This window comes from Ruegeria sp. R14_0 (genome assembly GCF_017743975.1).
Taxonomy (GTDB): Bacteria; Pseudomonadota; Alphaproteobacteria; order Rhodobacterales; family Rhodobacteraceae; genus Ruegeria.
This window is the reverse complement of sequence record NZ_JAGHRC010000006.1, coordinates 126,485-146,809: the sequence shown is the minus strand read 5'-3', so window position 1 is coordinate 146,809 and position 20,325 is coordinate 126,485. Positions and strand designations below refer to the sequence as shown.

The window sequence follows — 20,325 nt, the reverse complement described above, 5'->3', positions numbered from 1 at the left end:
TTGAATTGCAAGACATTGCGGACACGCTCACGCAAACGGGCGTACATGTGAAAGTCGGGCCGCCTGTCACTGGCAGTTGATCCGCATATCGTCTGCCATTATGCCCGAACAAACGGCATCAGGGCAGGACAGCAGTCTGTGAAACAAAATCGAACGAATGTTCGGACCACGGCTTTGATGTTTGGGGCCGTGTTTTTCGGTGGGGCAGCCGGTTCATTGCTGCGCGAGCTGTTCTCGGTGACAATCCCCGGCGCGGTGTTTCTGACGCAGACATTCGGCATCAACGTCGTGGCCTGTTTCATCCTGGGGTGGCTGTATTCGGTGCGCCACCGCGTGCATGCCCATGTGCTGCATCTTGGTGCAGTCGGGTTTTGCGGAGGCCTGTCAACTTTTTCCTCTTTCGTTGCCGACCTGGAACGATTGGCCATGTCCAACATCTGGGTCGCATCTTCAGCCGCCACATTGGAAATTGCGGTTGGACTGGCCGCTGCCATTTTAGGTGAGGCGATCGGACGGCGCATCCACCTGCGGGGGGCGTCTGAATGAGCGAGCTTTATCTGCACGCCATGTTCGGCCTGGGCGGCGGGCTAGGAGCGGTCCTGCGCCACTGGATCGCGCTGCGCGTTGTACATGACCTGCCCTTTTCAACGCTGATCGTGAATGTTCTAGGCAGTCTGTTGCTGGGTCTTTGGATCGGATATCTGGGTGGCCCGGTCGAGATGGGCGAAGAGGAAAAGCGCCTCGTCTTCGGCTTTTGCGGCGGCTTCACGACCTTTTCCAGTTTTGCCTATCAGTCGCTGGAACTGAGACGCGAACGAACCATCGCATTGGCTGCTGGCAATATCGTCCTTAGCCTCGCATTGTGCTGGGCAGCCCTGGCTTTGGGGCTGTTCCTGCTAAGTTAGTGCGCAGGCACAGACGCTTGAGTTCCCGGCTTGGGTGCCTTGCAGAAGAACAGCAACGGAATGGTCGCCAACGCCAACAGCCCAAGATTGTTGAAAACGGTCAGGTATGAAATCAGCTCGGCCTGCTCCGCGATCTGCTGTCCCAGAATAGCCGCCCCTTGCGCGCTGTCCGGTGTCAGATTCAGCGGCGCAAGATAGGCCTGTGCTGCAGGATTATAGGGCGTCACATTCTGGCTAAGGACCGCGGTATTGGTTTGCAGTCCACGCACAACCCACGTACCCACCAGCGAAATTCCGACCGACGAGCCCAATTGCCGGGTGACGTTGAACAGGCCCGAGGCTTCGTCCTGGCGGGATTTCGAGATGCTCTCGAAGGCCAATATCGACATGGGTACAAACACAAGACCCATACCCAGCCCGCTGACTGCGCCTGGCCACGCCAACTCCCAAAACCCGGCATCCATGTTCAGTGATCCCATCATGAAATTGCTGACAGCTGTCAGAAACATTCCCAGCCCGGCCAACACACGCGGATCAAACCGTGTCACCAGAACCGCACCGGTCAACACCATCGATATACCGGCCGCGATCCCGCGTGGGATGAAAAGATGCCCGGATGTAATCACTGGGTAATCCAGCAGATTCTGAACGAACGTCGGCAGGATCGCGATGCCCCCGAACAACGAGATGGCAAAACCAGCGATCACCAGATTACACAGCGCAAAATTCCGGTCCGCGAAGAAACGCAAATCAACCACTGGCTTTTCCGTGGTCAGCACATGCACAATGAACCCCAACGCCCCCAGAACAGAGGCGATGACCGCCACCTGAATGACGCGGGATGACAACCAGTCTTTGGTTTCGCCCTGATCCAGCACGAATTGCAAACAGCCGATCCCAACCGCCAAAAGGGCAAGGCCTGCCCAGTCGATGCGCACCTCTTCGGTTTCGTCTTCGGGCAACTCTCCGGCCAGCAGCAGCAGGGCCATCGCAGCAACCGGAAGGTTGACGAAGAACACCATCCGCCACGAGAAGTACTCGGTCAGGATGGCTCCGACCGTCGGGCCCAAAACCGGGGCAACGACAACGCCCAATCCGAACACGGCCATCGCCTGCCCGCGTTTTTCACGCGGGAAAGCGTCGAACAGTATGGACTGGGACAGCGGTATGAGAAACGCACCAAACATACCTTGGGCAAGACGGAAGGCGACAATAGTCTCCAGGCTCCACGACAGGCCGCACATGACCGACATGGTGGCAAATCCAGTAACGGCGGTCAGGATCAGGCGGCGGCGTCCGACCCGGCGGGCAACAAACCCGGTCAGCGGCATGACGACAACGGCCGAGACGATATAGCTGGTCAATATCCAAGTGGCCTGATCCGTCGTTGCACCGAACGCGGCCTGAATGTGAGGCAGCGCTACATTGACGATGGTGCTGTCGAGCACCTCGAGAATGGCACTGAGAACCACAGCGACCACGATCACCGGATTCACGCGGCTGGCCGCCGTAGAGGTCATTTTTCAGCCTGAGAAACGGTGGTGTCCACTGTTACCTTGCTGCTGCCCCCGACGCGCAGCGGCGCGTCCGTCGGATCAAGTTCAACCCGGACCGGGAAGCGGCGCGTAACCTTGACCCAGTTCCCGCTGGCATTTTCGGACGGCAGCAGCGAAAACGTATCCCCCGACCCTCGCCCGATTGAGGCCACCTTGCCGGTCAGGGTCACACCGGGCAGCATATCAACCTTTACCGCAACGGGCTGGCCGGGGCGGATACGCGGCAAGGACGTTTCTTTGAAATTGGCGTCGACCCACCAGTCAGAGGACTCGACAATCGAGAACTGCGGCGCGTTGGCAGAAACGGACGAACCGGGTCTGAGCGTTAGGTTGGCGATCCACCCATCCGCCGACGCAAAAACCTTGGTCCAGTTCAGATTTGCCTGCGCAATCTCTACCTGTGCTTGTGAGGACAGAATATCGTCCTGTTTGGCCGCCAAACCGCTTTGCAAAGCAAGCAGGCTGGATTGGCTGGTCGTCAGCTGTGCTGCGGCCTGAGCAAAGTCGGAACTGGTCTGATCCAGTGATGCCTGCGCCAGATCACCGGTCGCGAACAGAGCCTTGGCGCGTTCCAGGTTGCTTTGCGCCGTGTTGTAAGCCGATTGCGCACTTTCGACAGAGGCCTGCGCCGCTGCAATCTGCGTTGAGTAAGACTCTGCCTGTTGCACCGCGCTGTCCAGATTGGCCTTGGCCTGATCGACCGACGCCTTGAACTGCGTGTCATCGATTGTGAACAGCAGGTCCCCATGTTTGACGGGTTGGTTTTCGTCTACCAGAACATCAGCCACCTGTCCTGTAACCTGTGGAGCAACGTAGATGATGTTGGCCCCAACATAGGCGTCATTGGTCGAGGGGTAACGCTCTTGATGCCGCCAGTACAGCAACAGACCAGCGGCAATCGCGCCTATGATACAAATGGCACCGACGAGCTTTATCGATTTCATGAACCTGCCCCCTTCATTTGGTTTCGTCGGCTGTTACATCGGGATGGTATGCATCCGAACGGCCAGATTGCCCATGATCCAGACCGTGCCAAGGATGATGATCAGCAGCACAAGCGTTGAGAACAGGATAAGGTCCAGATCCTCACGACTGCTGCGCCGCCGGTCGATGTGAAGAAAATAGACCAATTGGACGATCAATTGCGCCAATCCCAGCAGCGCTATGGTCAGATAAACGCCCTTCGTCTCGATCCCGTATCGGTAAGCGATCCCGAACACAGCGAACGTCAGCAATAGCGACCCGCCATAGCCGACCACATACCGGCGACGTTCGCGGCGGTGCATTTCGCTGCGTTTATCCATAGGTGAGCCCTCCGAAATAAACGATCGTGATGATGCCGATCCAGATCAGATCCAGAAAATGCCAGAACAGCGCCAATCGCACCACGCGCGACATCAACAGATCGGTCAGGCCGAAAATCCGTAGTTGTATCCCCAAAACGACCAGCCACAGACACCCGGCAGCAACATGCAACCCGTGCAGAGGCACCAGCCCATAAAACGCCGAGAGAAAACCGCTGCGTTGCGGGATACCCCCCTTTTCGGCCATCGCCATGAAGTCACGGATTTCCAGAACCAAAAAGCAAAGGCCCAAAACCAGCGTGACCGAGAACCAGAACACGATCCGCCATCGCGGCAGGTTGTACTTGAGCGCAAGCATCGCCAGACCAACCGTGAGACTACTGGTCAAAAGGATCATGGTTTGCGCAAAAATGCTTGTCAGGTCGAACAGTTCATGCGGCCCCGGACCACCGGCCTGGGCGTCGATCATGGTGATATAGATGGCAAACATCAGGCCGAAATAGACCAGATCGCTCATCAAAAAGACCCAAAAGCCGAAGGTGACGACCTCGCTGGCTTTGTCGGCGCTTGCGTGACGCCGTCCAAGGTTCAGACCGGGATAGCTGTGCGTTGGCGCTCGTTTCATGTCACGGCCTCCAGATCGGGGGCGGCAAGGCCACGATTTTCCGGCGCCGTTTCGTGGTCGCGGTCAACAGGTGTGGCGCTGTGCGCCAAATCCAACCAGGCTTCATGCTGCCTGCGGACCTCCTCCGCCGGAATAACGCGTTCGGTCTCGGTCTTGAATGTCCAGGCAATAAAGGCGCTCAGCATAAGAACGGTTGCCAGCACGGCCAGCCACCAGATCCACCAAACCAGCGCGAACATCCATACACCGCTCAGGACACAGAGGATAAAACCGATCCCGGTGTTGAGCGGCACCGAGATGTCCTCGTAAGTATCCGGTGACGGATACGCATTGCCGCGTTCTTTGGCAGCAGCAAAGTTATCGCGGTCAGTGACCTGCGGAATGATCGCAAAGTTATAGGGCGGTGGCGGCGCAGGGATAGACCATTCCAGTGTGCGCGCGTCCCATGGATCTCCGACCGGTACCCGCGTTTCGTTCCGTTGTCGAATACTGACCCAAAGCTGAACGACCACCGACAGCAGGGCCCCAAGAATGACCAGCGCTCCGATAACGGCAACGATCATGTATGGATGAAAGCTGGGATCTTCCCAACTGAACGATCGGCGCGGCATGCCCATCAGGCCCACGAAATAGAGCGGCAGGAATGTGAGCATGAAACCGACCGTCCACAGCGCAACCGAAACTCGGCCCCAGAACTCATTCAGACGGAAGCCAAAAGCCTTGGGGAACCAATAGTTGTATCCGGCCAGCAACCCGAACAGCACACCGGGCAGCAAAACGTTGTGGAAGTGGGCGACCAGAAACAGCGTGTTGTGGACCTGATAATCCACTGTCGGGTTGGCAAGTATGACACCGGACAGCCCGCCGATCACAAAAAGCATCAGGAACGCCAGCCCATACAGCATTGGTACAGAAAACCGAATACGCCCCCTGAACAGAGTGGCCATCCAATCATAGACTTTTACACCGGTCGGGATCGCGATCAGCATTGTGGCGATACCAAAAACCGCGTTGATCAACGCGCTTTGGCCCATGGTGAAGAAATGGTGCAGCCAAACGGTGAATGACAGAACCGCAATCGACATTGTGGCGATCACCAGCGAGTTGTAACCGTACAAACGCTTGGCCGAGAATGTCGCGAAAACCTCGGAATAAATTCCGTATGCGGGCAGAACCAGAAGGTAGACCTCGGGGTGACCGAACAGCCAAAACAGATTGGCATAGTTCATCATGTTTCCGCCAAGGTCATTGGTGAAGAAGTGGAAATCCAGATACCGATCAGCCGCCAGCATCAGCGCAGCAACCCCAAGGGGTGGCATGGCAAAAACAATCAGGATTGAGCTGCAGATGATCGTCCAGCAATACATCGGCAGCCGCATGAACTTCATCCCGGGTGCGCGCAGCTTGTAGATCGTGACGGCAAAGTTAATGCCGGTAAGTGTGGTGCCGATGCCAGATACAACGATGGCCCATATCCAGTAATCTGGGCCGACCCCCGGATTGAAAGCCGCGCCGGTATAAGGCGGATATGCCGTCCAGCCGCCTGTCGAAAACTCACCCACCACCAGTGAGACCATCAGCATCATCCCGGCCGATACGGTCAGACCCAAACTGATCTGGTTCATCACCGGAAAGGCAACATCGCGCGCGCCTATCATGAGCGGGATCAGGAAATTCGCGAGGCCGAAAACAAAAGGCACGGCCACGAAAAAGATCATGATCGTACCATGGGTGCTGAAGAGCTCAGCAAAATGCTCGGCCTCAAGGAACCCATCGCCCGGCCCGGCTGCTTGCTGGGCGCGCATAACGACGCCCTCCAGCACCCCGCGGGCCAGCATGACGATGGCGAAGACGATATACATGATACCGATCTTTTTGTGATCGGCACTGGTCAACCAATCGCGCCACAAAGGCCCCCACAGGCGAAACCATGTCAGAGCGCCGACTACGATAATGACACCCACGATCACAACGGCCGCTGCCGCATTTGCGACGATCTCATTGGTATTGGGATTCTGGATAAGTCCGGCTAGCGGGAACGCGTCCCAGCTCAGACGTCCGAAAAAGGCGGAGTCGGTGTTGGTCATTTCGGCGCCTCCTGCCCGAATTCCACTGTCCCAGGCTGTTGGTCGGTCGAAAGCGCCTTGCCACCGTGATAGCGATGCACGATGGAATTGAACAAATCGCGGTCTTCCAGCGTGAAATACAATGCGCTATCCGGCATTTGCGACGTGCCCAATGCGGCCTGTACCTCATCCCGATCTGACCGCATCGCCAAAACCCGATAGGTTTCATCATCTAAAGCAATACCATTGCTGCGTACTGTTTCCACCCACGCGCTGAATTCATCTGCGGGCATGGCGACGGTCTGGAACTTCTGCTTGGTAAAGCCTCGCCCGTTGTACTGAGTGTTTTCGCCCTGCATCGTGGCAGGCGCATCCGATACGAGATGCAGCTTGGTTGTCATGCCGGGCATAGCGTAAATCTGGCCGGCCAAAGCCGGGATCATGAAAGATTGCATCACTGTGTCCGTCGTTAATGTCATGGCGACCTGTTGTTTGACGGGAATACCAAGCTCACCCACGCTGGCGATGCCAAGGTCGGGATAGATGAACAACCACTTCCAATCCAACCCCACCACCTGCACATTCAGCGCTGGTGTTTCGCCAAAAGACGCAGAGTAGGGATCAAGCCGGTGAGTTGCCTTCCACAGGTAAAACGACAAAAGGGCCACGATTACGACCGGGACACCCCACATGACAAATTCCAACCGGCCCGAGAAATCCCACTTGGGCCGATAAACGGCGTGACCATCCTTGCGTCGCCGATACCGAATGGCGATCAGCGGGACCAGCACAAGTACGGGGATGACTGCGATCAGAATGAGCGCAGTCGCTCGCAAAAGGTGTACCTTTTGGACAGCTGCGATCGGACCTTGCGGATCCATGAAGCTGTCGCTTGCGCTTGCAGCGGCCGCCGTTGCAACACCCAAAGCGGATGCTACAAGCGCCGACAGTGCCCAATGTGACATGCGGGATAGAGCCACGCGTGAATGCCCTCCTGAGCGGTCCCAATGGGCCAACTATCGACAGAGGCGTGAAATTTCTCAAGGTTTTTTCCAGTTCAACAGAGACTTGGCCATTTTGGGTGATCACCCACACCATTAGACACAGACAAATCTCCGTGTTGACTTAACCACCCAGCACGGCCAGCCTTTGGCCGATGCGATTGATTGTTTTTATCCTGGGCGTTTGGTGCCTGACCACAAACGCGACTGCACAAGACAGGGCTGCGGTCGAAAAGCAATTCCAGCTATGGTTGAACGAAACGGTCTGGCCCAGAGCCAAAGCCAAGGGCGTTTCCCGCCACACAATGCGACAGGCATTTGATGGGGTTACGCTCAATTGGAAGCTTCCGGATCTAGTGCCACCTGGCCAAAAAGTAAGCACCCCCAAAAAGCAAAAGCAGGCCGAGTTCGGGTCGCCGGCGCGGTATTTCAATGCAGGTTCTGTTCAGGGCGCCACCTCGGTCGGACGGCAAATGGCCCGGCGACATGCGGCAACGCTATCCCGCGTCGAAGCTGAAACCGGCGTACCCGCGCGCATCATTCTGGCCATCTGGGGCCGGGAAAGCGGTTACGGCAAGGTCCCCATCCGGCATGACACCTTTCGCGTTCTGGGCACAAAAGGGTTCATGAGCACCCGAGCGGAATACTTTACCGAGGAACTGATCGCCGCGCTGCAAATTGCCGAGGCCGGGGCCGCTCCGCCGGGTGCGATGAAAAGCAGTTGGGCGGGCGCACTGGGCCAACCGCAATTCATGCCCTCAAACTATCTAACCTATGCCGCGGACGGGAACGGAGACGGAAAAGCTGACATCTGGACCTCGGACGAAGATACGATCGCGTCGATCGGAAACTATCTGGCGCAGCACGGCTGGGTGAATGGCCGCGACTGGGGTTTCGAAGTTTTTGTACCGGAAACAGTGTCTTGCGCACTGGAGGGCCCCGACCAAGGACTGCCCATTCGGGACTGGGCGGCGATGGGTATCACGCGCGTGTCGGGCAAGCCGTTTCCCGAGCATGAACAAAAGGGGGAAGGGTTTCTGATGATGCCGGCCGGGCGGTTCGGCCCCGCCTTTATCGTGACACCGAATTTTTATGTCCTAAAGGAATACAACAAAAGCGATCTTTACGCCCTGTTTGTCGGGCATGTCGGAGACCGCATTCAATACGGTGTTCCGGATTTTCGCGGGCGCTGGGACAAGATCGACGGCATGTACCGGTCCGACATCGCAACCATGCAGCGTAAGCTGGAACAAGAGGGGCATGATGTCGGCGGGGCGGATGGATTGCCCGGCTTCAAGACGCGGCGGTCGATTGGCCGATGGCAACAGACAAGTGGGCGCGCTGCAACCTGCTTTCCCAGCAAGAGCCTTCAACAGGCATTGACCCGCTAGCGATTCGCCCTAGCGAATTGTCCGATTGAGAATCATTACGCAGCGGAAACCGGAAAACTGAAATCTGCAGGGTTCACGAAAATGTCACGAAGCCCGCGCGTTTCAGCATAAAATTTCAGAGACCTCCCCGGTTTCATTCACAATCCACCTCTGGTTGCCCAATTTTAAGGCAAAGGGTTTAACCTTTTTTGAAATGGTGTCACCTTCTGCGACAGTGAAAGGCGACTTTCGCAAACACGTTCCCGACTACAAACCGAAAGACTGCGACGCGGTGTCCATTGCGATCTGAAAAGCAAATTTCGAACCGGTCCTGGTCGGCTTCTGGGTCGGACAACCAAGGTGACCTGCGGCCATCCCAATGGGGTGCCTGCGCGTTGCCAAAAAATGGGAGTAAACACACATGAACAAGTATATTCGGACATCTCTGGCGGGGCTATTGACCTCGACCATGATCGCCGGCGCTGCAGTTGCGGCAGGAACCCATCCGGAAACCGGCGAAGCGCTGGCCGCTGACCAGACCTTTACTTACCGTATCCTTGACGAGCACAGCTCGGTCGACCCACAGGTCGTCGAAGACGTTTCAGGCGCCGAAATTGTCCGTGACCTGTTCGAAGGCCTGATGAACCAGGACGAAGACGGCAACCTCGTGCCCGGTGTTGCAACCGGCTACACGACCAACGACACCAAAGACGTTTATACCTTTACCCTGCGCGATGAAGCGAAGTGGTCGAATGGTGATCCGGTGACAGCAGGTGATTTTGTTTACGCTTGGAAGCGCGCCGTCGATCCCGCCCTATCATCGCCTTACGCGTGGTTCATGGAGCTGATGTCGATCGAAAACGCATCCGAGATCATCGCTGGCGAAAAACCGGTTGATGAACTGGGCGTCAAAGCCATCGACGACCACACGCTGGAAGTCACCCTGAGCGCACCGCTGCCGTATTTCCCGCAGATGACCACGCACTCGACTACTTTCCCGGCCCCGCAAAAGGTTATCGAAGAATTCGGCGATGCCTGGACCAAACCTGAAAACATCGTTTCGAACGGTGCATATGTCTTGACCGAGCATCTGCCGCAGGAACGTTCGGTCCGTGAGCGGAACGAAAACTACTGGGACAATGACAACACCATTATCGAAAAAGTTGTCGCTCTGGTCATCAACGATGAAAACGTCGCGCTGACGCGTTACCTGGCAGGTGAACTGGACCGCACCGAAGTGCCCGCTGGTCAGTTCCCACGTCTGCAAAAAGAGCACCCGGAAGAGGCAATCAGCTTCCCCCGCCTGTGTAACTACTACTACACGTTCAACCTGTCCGATGGTGGCCCTGAGGCGTTTAAGGACCCGAACGTGCGCCAGGCCCTTTCGTTGGCCGTAGACCGCAAGATCATCACCGAGAATATCATGGCAGGTGGTCAGCCGCAGGCGTACACCTTTGCACCGGCAGCGACTGCTGGCTTTGACGTCCCTGACGTCGAAATGGCGTCGATGTCTCAGGCCGAGCGTGACGAGTTGGCAAAAGAACTGCTGGCCGAAGCTGGCTATGGCCCCGACAACCCATTGAGCTTTGAGATGGTTTACAACACCTCGGAAGCCCACAAAAAGGTTGCCGTGGCGCTGAGCCAGATGTGGAAGCAAAAGCTGGGCGTCAACGCCGAGCTGGCAAACATGGAATGGAAGATCTTCCTGGAAGAGCGCGGCAACCAGAACTTTGATCTGGCCCGTGGCGCATGGTGTGGCGACTATAACGAAGCCTCGACCTTCCTTGACCTGCTGCAGTCGGACTCTGGCTACAACGACGGCAAGTACAACAACGCCCGCGTTGATGAACTGCTGGCCGAAGCCAAAACCGCAGATGACGCTGCACCGCTGTACACCGAGGTCGAGCGTATCATCGCGCAAGAGACCCCCGTTATCCCGATCTATCACTACGCTGGCGTCTACATGATGGACAGCGATGTCGGGAATTGGCCGGTCAATAACGTAGAGCAGAACTGGTACTCCAAGAACCTCTACAAAGTCGCCGAATAATCATCCTTAGACCACGCTTTGCCCCGGAGACTTTTCCGGGGCAAAGCCAATAATTGGGGGCATGAAATGCTTGCCTATGTCATCCGGCGGTTATTGGCCGCCGTTCCGACGATCCTTTTGCTGATCGTTGCAAGTTTCTTTCTGATGCACTTCGCGCCCGGCGGGCCCTTCACGTCAGAGCGGCCATTGCCGCCGGCGGTTCTGGCCAATATCGAGGCGCGCTACGGGTTGGACCAGCCGCTGTGGAAACAGCTGTGGGATTATCTGTACAACATCGTCGTGCATTTCGATTTCGGACCGTCCTTCAAGTTCAAGGACCGGGACGTAAACGATATTATCGCTCAGGGTTTCCCGATCTCGCTGACCTACGGCTCGCTCTCATTCCTGGCGGCGACATCCGTTGGTGTCGCGCTGGGGATTGCCGCCGCGATCAAACACAACAGCTGGATCGACTATTTCGCCGTTGGTCTGGGCATCGCGGCACAAGCACTGCCGAACTTCATCATGGGCCCGATCCTGATCCTGACCTTCACCCTGTGGCTGGGATGGCTGCCGGGCGGTGGCTGGAATGGCGGTCAATGGCAGTACCTGATCATGCCGGTGATCGCGTTGGCGACGTCATACATGGGCTCGATCGCACGGATCACGCGCTCATCAATGCTGGAGGTTCTGAATTCGAACTTCATTCGCACCGCACGGGCCAAAGGCTTGCCCACCAGAACCGTAATCTGGCGCCATGCGCTCAAGCCAACGTTGTTGCCCGTGGTGTCCTACCTGGGCCCGGTCTTCGTTTACGTTCTGACCGGTTCCGTCTTTGTGGACATCTATTTCTCGACCGGCGGATTGGGGCAGGCCTATGTCGGCTCTGCGCTGTCGCGGGACTATGCCGTCCTTCTGGGGGTCACAATCCTTTATGGCGTACTGACCGTCCTCGTGAACCTGCTGACCGACCTGGCCTATGCCTGGTTCGATCCGAAAATCCGCTACTGAGGGGCCGGCAATGCTTGGAAAATCTCAAAAAGCCGCCCAACTGGCCGAAGATGTCACGGACTACACGGTCATTCAGGGGCGTTCTCTCTGGCAAGACGCGCGTATGCGTTTTGTCCGCAACAAGGCCGCCATGGCGAGCCTTTTCATTCTGGGCCTGATCGTTCTGTTCACGATCATCGGGCCTTACTTCGCAGTCTGGAACAACGAAGAGATCGACTGGAACGTCATGGGCGACGTGCGCGGCATGGGCATGCCATCCGTCGAAACGGGTCACTACTTTGGCGTCGATGACCTTGGGCGCGACCTGTACAGCCGCGTTATTCAGGCGACGACAACGTCACTGCTGGTGGGTCTGATCGGTGCCGCCACAGCTCTGATCGTCGGCACATGCTACGGTATCACAGCCGGGTACATTGGGGGCCGCACTGACGGTGCCATGATGCGCTTTGTCGATATCCTGCTGGCGATTCCGGCGACGCTGGTCATCATTCTGCTGCTTGTCGTTGCTGGGCGATCATTCGTGATGCTGTTCATCGCACTTGGTGCAGTCGGGTGGCTAACTATGGCCCGGATTGTAAGGGGGCAAACGCTGACCTTAAAGAACCGCGAGTTCATCGAAGCCGCGCGCGCCGCTGGTGTCAGCGAGTTCACCATCATGTATCGCCACATCCTGCCCAACCTGTTGGGCGTGGTGATCGTCTACGCCTCGCTGCTGGTGCCCGAAATGATCCTGACCGAGAGTTTCATCTCATTCCTTGGCCTTGGGATTTCGGAACCCTACACCTCGCTTGGTCGGCTGATCGCCGAAGGCGCGGGAACCATGGGCTATGGAACCCTGTGGCAACTGCTTTTCCCTCTGACTTTCTACGTCGCCATTATCATCACCATGTTCTTCATCGGGGATGGTTTGCGTGACGCTCTGGACCCGAAGGATCGCTGATATGAGTCTGTTTTCCGTAAAGGACCTGAGCGTCCAGTTCGAAACACCTGATGGGGTGGTCGAGGCTGTCAAAGGTATCAGTTTCGACATCAATCCGGGCGAATGCCTTGGCATCGTGGGCGAAAGTGGATCCGGTAAAAGCCAGACCTTCATGGCCGCGATGGGCCTGTTACCCCCTGCCGGGCGCGCAACGGGTTCTGCTATGTTGAACGGCCAGGAAATCCTGAACCTGCCGATCAACAAGCTGAACAAAATCCGCGGCGATGATGTAGGTATGATCTTTCAGGATCCGCTGACGGCCCTGACCCCGCATCTGCGGATCGGGCAACAAATGCGCGAAGTTCTCCAGGTGCACGAGGGTTTGCAAGGCTCGGCCGCGCGGGCACGGTGTCTGGAATGGCTGAATCGCGTGCGCATCCCGGAAGCCAACCGGCGTCTGGACCAGTACCCCCACGAGTTGTCGGGTGGTATGCGCCAGCGGGTCATGATCGCAATGTCGATGCTGTGTAACCCCAAGCTTTTGATCGCCGATGAACCGACGACGGCGCTAGACGTGACGGTACAGGCCGACATTCTTGATTTGATGGTGCGCCTGCAAAAGGACGAAGGGACCGCGATTGCCCTGATCACCCATGACATGGGTGTTGTCGCCCGCATGTGTGACCGGGTACAGGTCATGCGGTTGGGTCAGTTTGTCGAAGCTGGTGAGACGCGCGAAATCTTCCGTAAACCTAAGCACGAGTACACCCGGACCTTGCTTGAGGCAATGCCGCGGATCGACGCCGGTGATGCTCCCAAAGCTCTGGAAAAGGTTGAAGAACCCCTGCTGAAAGTCGACGACGTCAAGGTTCATTTCCCGATCCATGTTTCCGGCGGTTTGTTCGGGCACAAAGTCCCTTTGAAAGCCGTTGACGGAGTCAGCTTTGATATCCGCAAGGGAGAAACACTTGGGGTTGTGGGCGAGTCAGGTTGCGGAAAGTCCACTTTGGCTCGGGCTGTGTTGCAGCTGATCGAACCCAGCGCCGGTAACGTCAGCTGGCTGGGTCATCCTATCGTCGGACTGAAGCGGCGCGAACTGAACAAATACCGCAAGGATTTGCAGATCGTGTTTCAGGACCCACTGGCCAGCCTTGATCCACGGATGACCATCTCGGCCTCGATTGCCGAACCGCTAAAAACCTATCGCCCTGACCTGACCGAGCGGGAACGCAAAGACATGGTCGCCGCAATGATGGAGCGGGTCGGTTTGAAAGCGAACATGATCAACCGCTACCCGCACGAATTATCAGGCGGTCAAAACCAGCGTGTCGGCATTGCTCGTGCAATGATCAACAAACCCAAGCTGATCATCTGTGATGAGGCGGTTTCTGCTTTGGATGTCTCGATTCAGGCGCAAATTGTAGAATTGTTGAGCGAATTGCAGCGGGAATTTGGTCTGTCGATGATCTTCATCAGCCATGACCTGTCGGTCGTGCGGGCGGTGTCAAACCGGATTATGGTTCTGTATCTCGGCAGGATCGTAGAGTTGGGCGATGGTGAGGTGATCTGCTCCGATCCGATCCATCCTTATACCAAGTCATTGATCTCGGCTGTTCCGATCCCGGACCCCGATGTGGAACGCAGCCGCACACGCCTGAAACTACCGGGCGAGCTGCCGTCTCCGATGGACCCAAAGGCCGCACTGCGATTCCTACCGAGCCGTCTGGCTGCTGGCGATACAGGCTATGTGCCGAAGTTGAGCGAGGTAAAGCCCGATCACTTCGTGGCGGAACACGACTCATTGGAAACGATCATGGGCGCAGCCTAAAGCTTCCCTGCCCCGCAGCACACGGCGCTGTCGGGGCAGGTTTCCCAGTTGAATTTCAATTCCCGGAATTGTTTCCTAAAGACATTCAATCCCCATGTTTCTTCGGGTTTTGTATTCAGTATGACCCGCCCAAACAGCAGCGGTATCTTTGGCTTCTGGCGGTTCTTTTGACTTCCGAATTGAACGGTGGCACGATTTCTTGAAACAAGCTGATTTTCGCCTGTTTGCGTTGATTGTTCGGTACGCACACAATATCAGGTTGCACCAAAGACACGTATTCAGACTGACAAGACTTTTTGCTGAGAGGTAGCATGGCACGCAAGGTCACTAAGGCGATTTTTCCGGTCGCAGGGATGGGAACCCGCTTTTTGCCCGCGACAAAATCGGTTCCGAAGGAAATCATGACTTTGGTTGACCGCCCTTTGGTCCAATACGCCATTGACGAGGCCCGTGCCGCTGGCATCACCGAGTTCATTTTCGTCACCTCTCGCGGCAAATCGGCCCTGGAAGACTATTTTGACCACAACCAGATTCTTGAGCAGACGCTGAAGGACAAAGGCAAAGACGACCTGCTTGCGACCTTGGAAGCGACCAACATGGAAAGCGGGGCAATTGCCTACATCCGGCAACACAAAGCCCTGGGTCTGGGTCACGCTGTCTGGTGCGCACGCCGTCTGATAGGTGACGAGCCCTTTGCTGTGATGCTGCCAGACGATGTGATCGCGGGGCAGAAACCTTGTCTTCAACAGATGATCGAAGCCTATGAGGAAACCGGTGGCAATATGGTTGCCACGATGGAAGTTCCGTCTGAAAAGACAAGCTCGTATGGCGTGTTGGACGTCGGCGACAATATAGGCCAAGTGGTTCGTGCCCGCGGCATGGTTGAAAAGCCAAAACCGGATGAAGCGCCATCTAATCTTGCCGTAATTGGTCGCTATGTTCTGCGACCCTCGGTGCTGTACAACCTCAACCAAAACAAGCTGGGCAGCGGTGGTGAGATTCAGCTGACAGACGCCATTGCGGAAGACATCAGAAATGGTGTCCCGGTCTTTGGCTACAAATTCGACGGTCAACGATTTGACTGCGGCTCTAAGGCAGGGTTCCTGCAGGCCACCGTAGCGTTTGCATTGGCACGCGAAGATCTGCGTGATGACCTGCGACAGTATTTGCACGACGTGGTCGCAACGGGCCAGGCCGCTCAATAGAACACGCCCCAAATCTAGGGTGAAAAGGACAAACCGCGATGCACGCGGTTTGTCCTTTGTTTTTTGAGAAGCATTTTCTGCGCCTTATTACGGGTTTCGCTTCAATCGTTAGCATGGCGTTACGCGGCCGTTCGCGCCGGTCAGTCTGGATTCATGAAAGCAACGGCAGTTTGGCCCGCAGTTCATGTGTCGAACCGACAGCCAACGGAGGATGCCCCATGTCCCAGAACTCGCCCCGATTGAACCTGCCCCTTCTGCAACCGTCGCAGGCGCAAAAGCACGTCACGCACAACGAGGCTTTGCGGCGCTTGGATCTGATCGTCCAACTGACTGTCGTGTCCACAAGCGCAACAACCCCGCCACCGGCACCCGCACAAGGCGACGTCTACGCCGTTGCAGACTCGCCTACCGGAGATTGGTCCGGCCATGCCGGAAAGTTAGCTGCCTGGCTGGACAACAGTTGGCATTTCCTGCTGCCTGAACTGGGCTGGCGCGCTTGGGATCAAAGCAGCAATAGTCTGAAACGGTGGGATGGGTCGGATTGGGTCGAGCCGCCTTCGGCCACTCAGAACCTGCCGGGAATCGGCATTGCCACAGGGCACGACACCACAAACCGTTTATCTGTGAGGTCGCCAGCGACCCTGCTCAGCCATGAGGGTGCGGGCCATCAATTGAAGATCAACAAGGCCGATGCGGGCGAAACCGCATCGCTGTTGTTTCAGTCAAATTGGACCGGACACGCTGAAATGGGCCTGTCAGGTGACACGGGCTTTTCCATCAAGGTTTCGGCGGACGGGTCGAATTGGGCAGAAGCTCTGCGCTTTGATCCCGCAACCGGATCGGCCTCGGGTGCGGCCGTTCAAAACAGTGCAGATGACACAACTGCCGGGCGCCTCATGCGGGCCGATTTTGGTTATGGGCCTGGCAATCTGGTGGGAACGGTTACACAAAGCGGTGGCAATCCGACAGGTGCTGTGATCGAACAAGGAACCACGCCAAACGGCGACTACGTCCGCTTTGCCGACGGCACTCAGGTTTGCACCGCGACGCTTGCCACAACCGCCTGCACAAACGGTGAGGGTGCTATTTTCGCAAGCGCCCAACAGACATGGAGTTTCCCAAGACCCTTCGCGACAGGAACGACCCCGGCCCTTAGCGGCAGTGGTGGCGTAGCGAGCAGATTCCTGGGATTTGACGAACCAACAGACGCCGAGGTCGGACTAAAAGTTCTATCCTCTGCGTCCGACACCACAACGCTGGCTCCGACGGTTCTCGCCGTTGGTCGGTGGTTCTGACCAACAAGACCGTCCGGACCTTGCGTTCGGGCGGTTACTTGGCGCGGAGGCTCGCGTCCGACTGCTCGAGAAACCAGGCATAGGTTTCTCGAATTCCGTCTTCGAGACTTATGCTTGCGCGCCAGCCCATATCCGCCAGTCGAGACACATCCATCAGTTTGCGCATGGTGCCATCCGGCTTGCTGGTGTCCTGAGTGATCTTGCCTTTGAAACCTGTGGTTTTTGCCACCAGAGTCGCAAGTTCGGCAATCGAAATATCCTCACCACACCCAACGTTTATGTGGCTTAGCATTGGATCCGTATTCGCCTCGTAAACGTCACGCGGCAAATCCAGAACGAACAAAGACGCCTGGGCCATGTCATCGACATGCAGGAATTCGCGGCGGGGTTTTCCGGTGCCCCAGATCACCACCTCGTCCAGCCCGTCTCGTTGCGCCTCATGAAACCGGCGGATCAGCGCCGGTAGAACATGGCTGTTTTCCGGGTGAAAGTTATCGCCCGGACCATAAAGGTTCGTGGGCATAACCGAGCGATAGTCGACCCCATGCTGCCGGTTATAGCTTTCGCAAAGCTTAATGCCGGCAATCTTGGCCACCGCGTACGGCTCGTTTGTTGGTTCCAGCACGCCGGTCAGCAAGGCATCTTCGCGCATCGGTTGCGGCACGGCGCGTGGATAGATGCAAGAGCTACCCAGTTGCAGCAAATCTTTGACCCCGGCCGCAAAGGCCTGATGGATCACGTTGCACTCGATCATCAGGTTTTCGTAAATGAAATCCGCCGGATAGGTGTTGTTGGCATGAATGCCCCCCACCTTGGCCGCGGCCAAGATAACGACGTCGGGACGTTCGGACTGCATGAAGTCACGGACAGCGACCTGATCGGTCAGGTCCAGCTGGGCATGCGTTCGGGTCACAAGCTCCAGTGCTTCGCCCGTGTCCCGGCGCGCCTGTAATCGGCGCAATATAGCGCCGCCAACCATACCCCGATGACCTGCTACATAGATCTTGCGCATCTCTGGCTCAGCCATTTTCCAACGTAACCGGCAGGTCGTAACCGTGCTCTTTCAGCAGGGCGTGACGTTTGGCGGTTTTGAGATCTTCTGCAACCATCTCGGCGCACATTTGCTGCACAGTCAGCTCAGGTTCCCAGCCCAGTCTGTTTTTGGCGTTCGACGGATCACCCAATAGCGTATCAACTTCGGCCGGGCGGAAATATTGCGGGTCAATGCGCATGATCACATCACCCTGTTTCAGAGCTGGCGCGTTGTCGCCTTTGACCGATTTCACAGTAGCAACTTCATCCACGCCATTGCCCGAGAACGCCAGCGTCACGCCCAGCTCGGCCGCAGACCATTCGATGAACTGACGCACCGAGTACTGCACGCCTGTTGCGATCACGAAATCTTCAGGCGCATCCTGTTGCAGCATCATCCATTGCATTCGGACGTAGTCCTTGGCGTGGCCCCAATCACGCAGGCTGTCGATGTTGCCCATATACAGGCAGTCTTCCAAACCTTGGGCGATGTTGGACAGGCCCCGGGTGATCTTGCGCGTCACAAAGGTCTCGCCCCGGCGCGGACTTTCGTGATTGAACAAAATACCGTTGCAGGCATACATCCCATAGGCTTCGCGATAGTTCACTGTAATCCAATAGGAATACAGCTTGGCCACAGCGTAAGGCGAACGCGGGTAGAACGGCGTGGTCTCGCGCTGCGGGGTTTCCTGGACCAGACCGTACAACTCGGACGTCGAGGCCTGATAGAACCTGGTCTTTTTCTCAAGGCCAAGGAACCGGATCGCCTCGAGCAGGCGCAGAGTCCCGATCGCATCAACATCAGCAGTGTATTCGGGCGATTCAAAGCTGACGGCGACGTGAGACTGCGCACCCAGGTTATAGACCTCGTCCGGCTGAACCTCCTGAATGATACGCGTCAGGTTCGACGTGTCGCTGAGATCGCCGTAATGCAGGTGCAGGCGCGGGTTGGGCACGTGCGGATCCTGATAGATATGGTCAATCCGCTGCGTATTGAATAAGGACGCCCGGCGTTTGATGCCATGAACCTCATATCCCTTCTCCAGCAGAAACTCGGCCAGATAGGAACCGTCCTGCCCCGTAATACCGGTGATGAGTGCTGTTTTTGTCATGGCTGATTTCCAGGATGCTCACTTTGCGCGTGTTCAGCCTGTGAAACAGCAATATTTGCCTGAATGCAACCCAAGGCCAAAGTCCGGCGCCGGTTTGGAGCCGAACTAGCCCCCTTTTCGCTTACGTGTCAGGTCGAACCATAAAGCGGAACCTCGCCCGCAGCACCTTCGGCCAAAGCTTTGCTCTGATCGCGACGAACCGTTTCATAAAGAGCCAGCGCCTTGTCGGAAAACAGCCGGGTCGGAGGCGTCACATGAACGAAGTTGTTTTGCCCATCCTCGCCACGTGCCAGCATGGCATAGTCTCTCTCGGCGACCAACTGTTTGGCATTCGGGTTCAGATAGCGGATCGCCAGGCCGATACGGCGGTCATCGGATCGGTTTGGACCTGAACCATGAATCGTCAGCCCATGATGCAAAGACATCTGCCCCGGTGCCAGTTCGATATGTGTTTTGTCGGCCTCGTCGACATCCACCGCAACCTCTTGCCCGCGCGACAACAGGTTGGTGTCCGAGTAGGTGTCATTGTGCGGCAGGATCGGGTTCTTGTGGCTGGCGCGCACAAAATCCATACAGCCGCTTTCGACCGTGGCAGGTGACAGCGCAATCCAGGCGGTGACCTGATCTGGCGTCTCACCCATCCCCCAATAGGTCAGATCCTGATGCATCCCAACGGTGTGGGCCGTATTTGGTTCCTTTATGAAAAACTCGGCCGACCAGACCATGATGTCCGGGCCCAAAACCCCCTCGACAGCATCCAGAACACGCGGGTCCAGCGCCACACGTGCCGCAAGTGGTATCACCAAATGTGCGTTGACCCTTTTGTAAGTGTTCAGCGGCAGTGGCAGGTCCGCCGCAAGCCAGTCGCGCTCAATCAACTCCAACTCGGCCCGAACCTCTGCAGCTTCGTCTTGCGAAAAGACGGTGAGGGGAAAGAGGAATCCGTCCTCCCAATACTTGTCAGATTGCGCCTGAGTCAGGCCCGTGACGGGCGTTAGGGTTCTTTCGGGCATCTCGTTTACCTGTGTCGCGTTTCCTCAGGTCAGCCTAGTGCATCCAATCAATAG

18 protein-coding genes are annotated in these 20,325 nt (G+C 56.8%); 9 read left to right on the top strand and 9 right to left on the bottom strand.

Annotated features, from left to right (window positions below; genetic code table 11):
• Nucleotides 1-138 precede the first annotated feature (138 nt).
• Both J7416_RS16875 and J7416_RS16870 read left to right on the top strand, forming a co-directional pair.
• Entirely contained in the window at nt 139-546 is a 408-nt protein-coding gene (locus J7416_RS16875) for a CrcB family protein (protein WP_348540286.1), read from the top strand.
• The gene (locus J7416_RS16870; RefSeq protein WP_209226442.1) at nt 543-905 is read left to right on the top strand and encodes a CrcB family protein; all 363 of its coding nucleotides are present in this window, start codon (nt 543-545) and stop codon (nt 903-905) included. The genes J7416_RS16875 and J7416_RS16870 overlap by 4 nt, the downstream gene beginning before the upstream one ends.
• Here the strand turns inward: J7416_RS16870 and J7416_RS16865 are convergent.
• Genes J7416_RS16865 through J7416_RS16840 form a run of 6 tightly spaced genes read right to left on the bottom strand, consistent with a single transcriptional unit; the run spans nt 902 to nt 7,436 of the window.
• On the bottom strand, nt 902-2,425 hold the full coding sequence (locus tag J7416_RS16865) for a DHA2 family efflux MFS transporter permease subunit (RefSeq protein WP_209226440.1): 1,524 nt from the start codon (nt 2,423-2,425) through the stop codon (nt 902-904). The genes J7416_RS16870 and J7416_RS16865 overlap by 4 nt on opposite strands.
• Nucleotides 2,422-3,405 (bottom strand): HlyD family secretion protein, encoded by a 984-nt coding sequence (locus J7416_RS16860; protein ID WP_209226439.1) that lies wholly within the window; start codon nt 3,403-3,405, stop codon nt 2,422-2,424. The genes J7416_RS16865 and J7416_RS16860 overlap by 4 nt, the downstream gene beginning before the upstream one ends.
• 33 nt (nt 3,406-3,438) lie before the next feature.
• On the bottom strand, nt 3,439-3,765 hold the full coding sequence (locus J7416_RS16855; RefSeq protein ID WP_247744344.1) for a cytochrome C oxidase subunit IV family protein: 327 nt from the start codon (nt 3,763-3,765) through the stop codon (nt 3,439-3,441).
• Complete coding sequence (locus J7416_RS16850) at nt 3,758-4,390, bottom strand: cytochrome c oxidase subunit 3 (RefSeq protein ID WP_209226434.1); 633 nt, start codon at nt 4,388-4,390, stop codon at nt 3,758-3,760. The genes J7416_RS16855 and J7416_RS16850 overlap by 8 nt, the downstream gene beginning before the upstream one ends.
• Nucleotides 4,387-6,477: a cbb3-type cytochrome c oxidase subunit I gene (locus tag J7416_RS16845; protein ID WP_209226433.1), complete on the bottom strand. Its 2,091-nt coding sequence runs from the start codon at nt 6,475-6,477 to the stop codon at nt 4,387-4,389. Before J7416_RS16845 ends, J7416_RS16850 begins: the two co-directional genes overlap by 4 nt.
• Nucleotides 6,474-7,436, bottom strand: coding sequence for a cytochrome ubiquinol oxidase subunit II (locus tag J7416_RS16840; RefSeq protein WP_209226432.1), 963 nt, complete (start codon nt 7,434-7,436; stop codon nt 6,474-6,476). Before J7416_RS16840 ends, J7416_RS16845 begins: the two co-directional genes overlap by 4 nt.
• Before the next feature lie 176 nt (nt 7,437-7,612).
• On the opposite strand from J7416_RS16840, the gene J7416_RS16835 reads away from it, so the two are divergent.
• The 7 genes from J7416_RS16835 (at nt 7,613) to J7416_RS16805 (ending at nt 17,114) form a co-directional block, all read left to right on the top strand.
• Complete coding sequence (locus tag J7416_RS16835) at nt 7,613-8,848, top strand: lytic murein transglycosylase (RefSeq protein WP_209226431.1); 1,236 nt, start codon at nt 7,613-7,615, stop codon at nt 8,846-8,848.
• 400 nt (nt 8,849-9,248) lie between these two features.
• Complete coding sequence (locus tag J7416_RS16830; RefSeq protein WP_209226430.1) at nt 9,249-10,877, top strand: peptide ABC transporter substrate-binding protein; 1,629 nt, start codon at nt 9,249-9,251, stop codon at nt 10,875-10,877.
• A gap of 66 nt (nt 10,878-10,943) precedes the next feature.
• Nucleotides 10,944-11,867, top strand: a complete 924-nt coding sequence (gene oppB, locus J7416_RS16825) for an oligopeptide ABC transporter permease OppB (RefSeq protein ID WP_209226429.1) — start codon at nt 10,944-10,946, stop codon at nt 11,865-11,867.
• 10 nt (nt 11,868-11,877) lie between these two features.
• Nucleotides 11,878-12,807, top strand: a complete 930-nt coding sequence (locus J7416_RS16820; RefSeq protein WP_209226428.1) for an ABC transporter permease subunit — start codon at nt 11,878-11,880, stop codon at nt 12,805-12,807.
• A 1-nt stretch (nt 12,808) separates the two neighbouring features.
• A complete protein-coding gene (locus J7416_RS16815; RefSeq protein ID WP_209226426.1) occupies nt 12,809-14,614 on the top strand; it encodes an ABC transporter ATP-binding protein in 1,806 nt (601 codons plus the stop codon).
• 311 nt (nt 14,615-14,925) lie between these two features.
• Nucleotides 14,926-15,819, top strand: a complete 894-nt coding sequence (gene galU, locus J7416_RS16810) for a UTP--glucose-1-phosphate uridylyltransferase GalU (RefSeq protein ID WP_209226425.1) — start codon at nt 14,926-14,928, stop codon at nt 15,817-15,819.
• Between the two features lie 218 nt (nt 15,820-16,037).
• Nucleotides 16,038-17,114 (top strand): DUF2793 domain-containing protein, encoded by a 1,077-nt coding sequence (locus tag J7416_RS16805; protein ID WP_209226424.1) that lies wholly within the window; start codon nt 16,038-16,040, stop codon nt 17,112-17,114.
• A gap of 34 nt (nt 17,115-17,148) precedes the next feature.
• Here J7416_RS16805 and J7416_RS16800 read toward each other — a convergent pair whose 3' ends face one another.
• The 3 genes from J7416_RS16800 to J7416_RS16790 form a co-directional block, all read right to left on the bottom strand.
• Complete coding sequence (locus J7416_RS16800; RefSeq protein ID WP_209226423.1) at nt 17,149-18,126, bottom strand: GDP-L-fucose synthase; 978 nt, start codon at nt 18,124-18,126, stop codon at nt 17,149-17,151.
• A 7-nt stretch (nt 18,127-18,133) separates the two neighbouring features.
• Nucleotides 18,134-19,258: a GDP-mannose 4,6-dehydratase gene (gmd, locus tag J7416_RS16795; protein WP_209226421.1), complete on the bottom strand. Its 1,125-nt coding sequence runs from the start codon at nt 19,256-19,258 to the stop codon at nt 18,134-18,136.
• A gap of 128 nt (nt 19,259-19,386) precedes the next feature.
• Nucleotides 19,387-20,271 carry a phytanoyl-CoA dioxygenase family protein gene (locus tag J7416_RS16790; protein ID WP_209226420.1) on the bottom strand — a complete coding sequence of 295 codons (885 nt, stop codon included), beginning with the start codon at nt 20,269-20,271 and terminating at the stop codon, nt 19,387-19,389.
• Between the last annotated feature and the right edge of the window lie 54 nt (nt 20,272-20,325).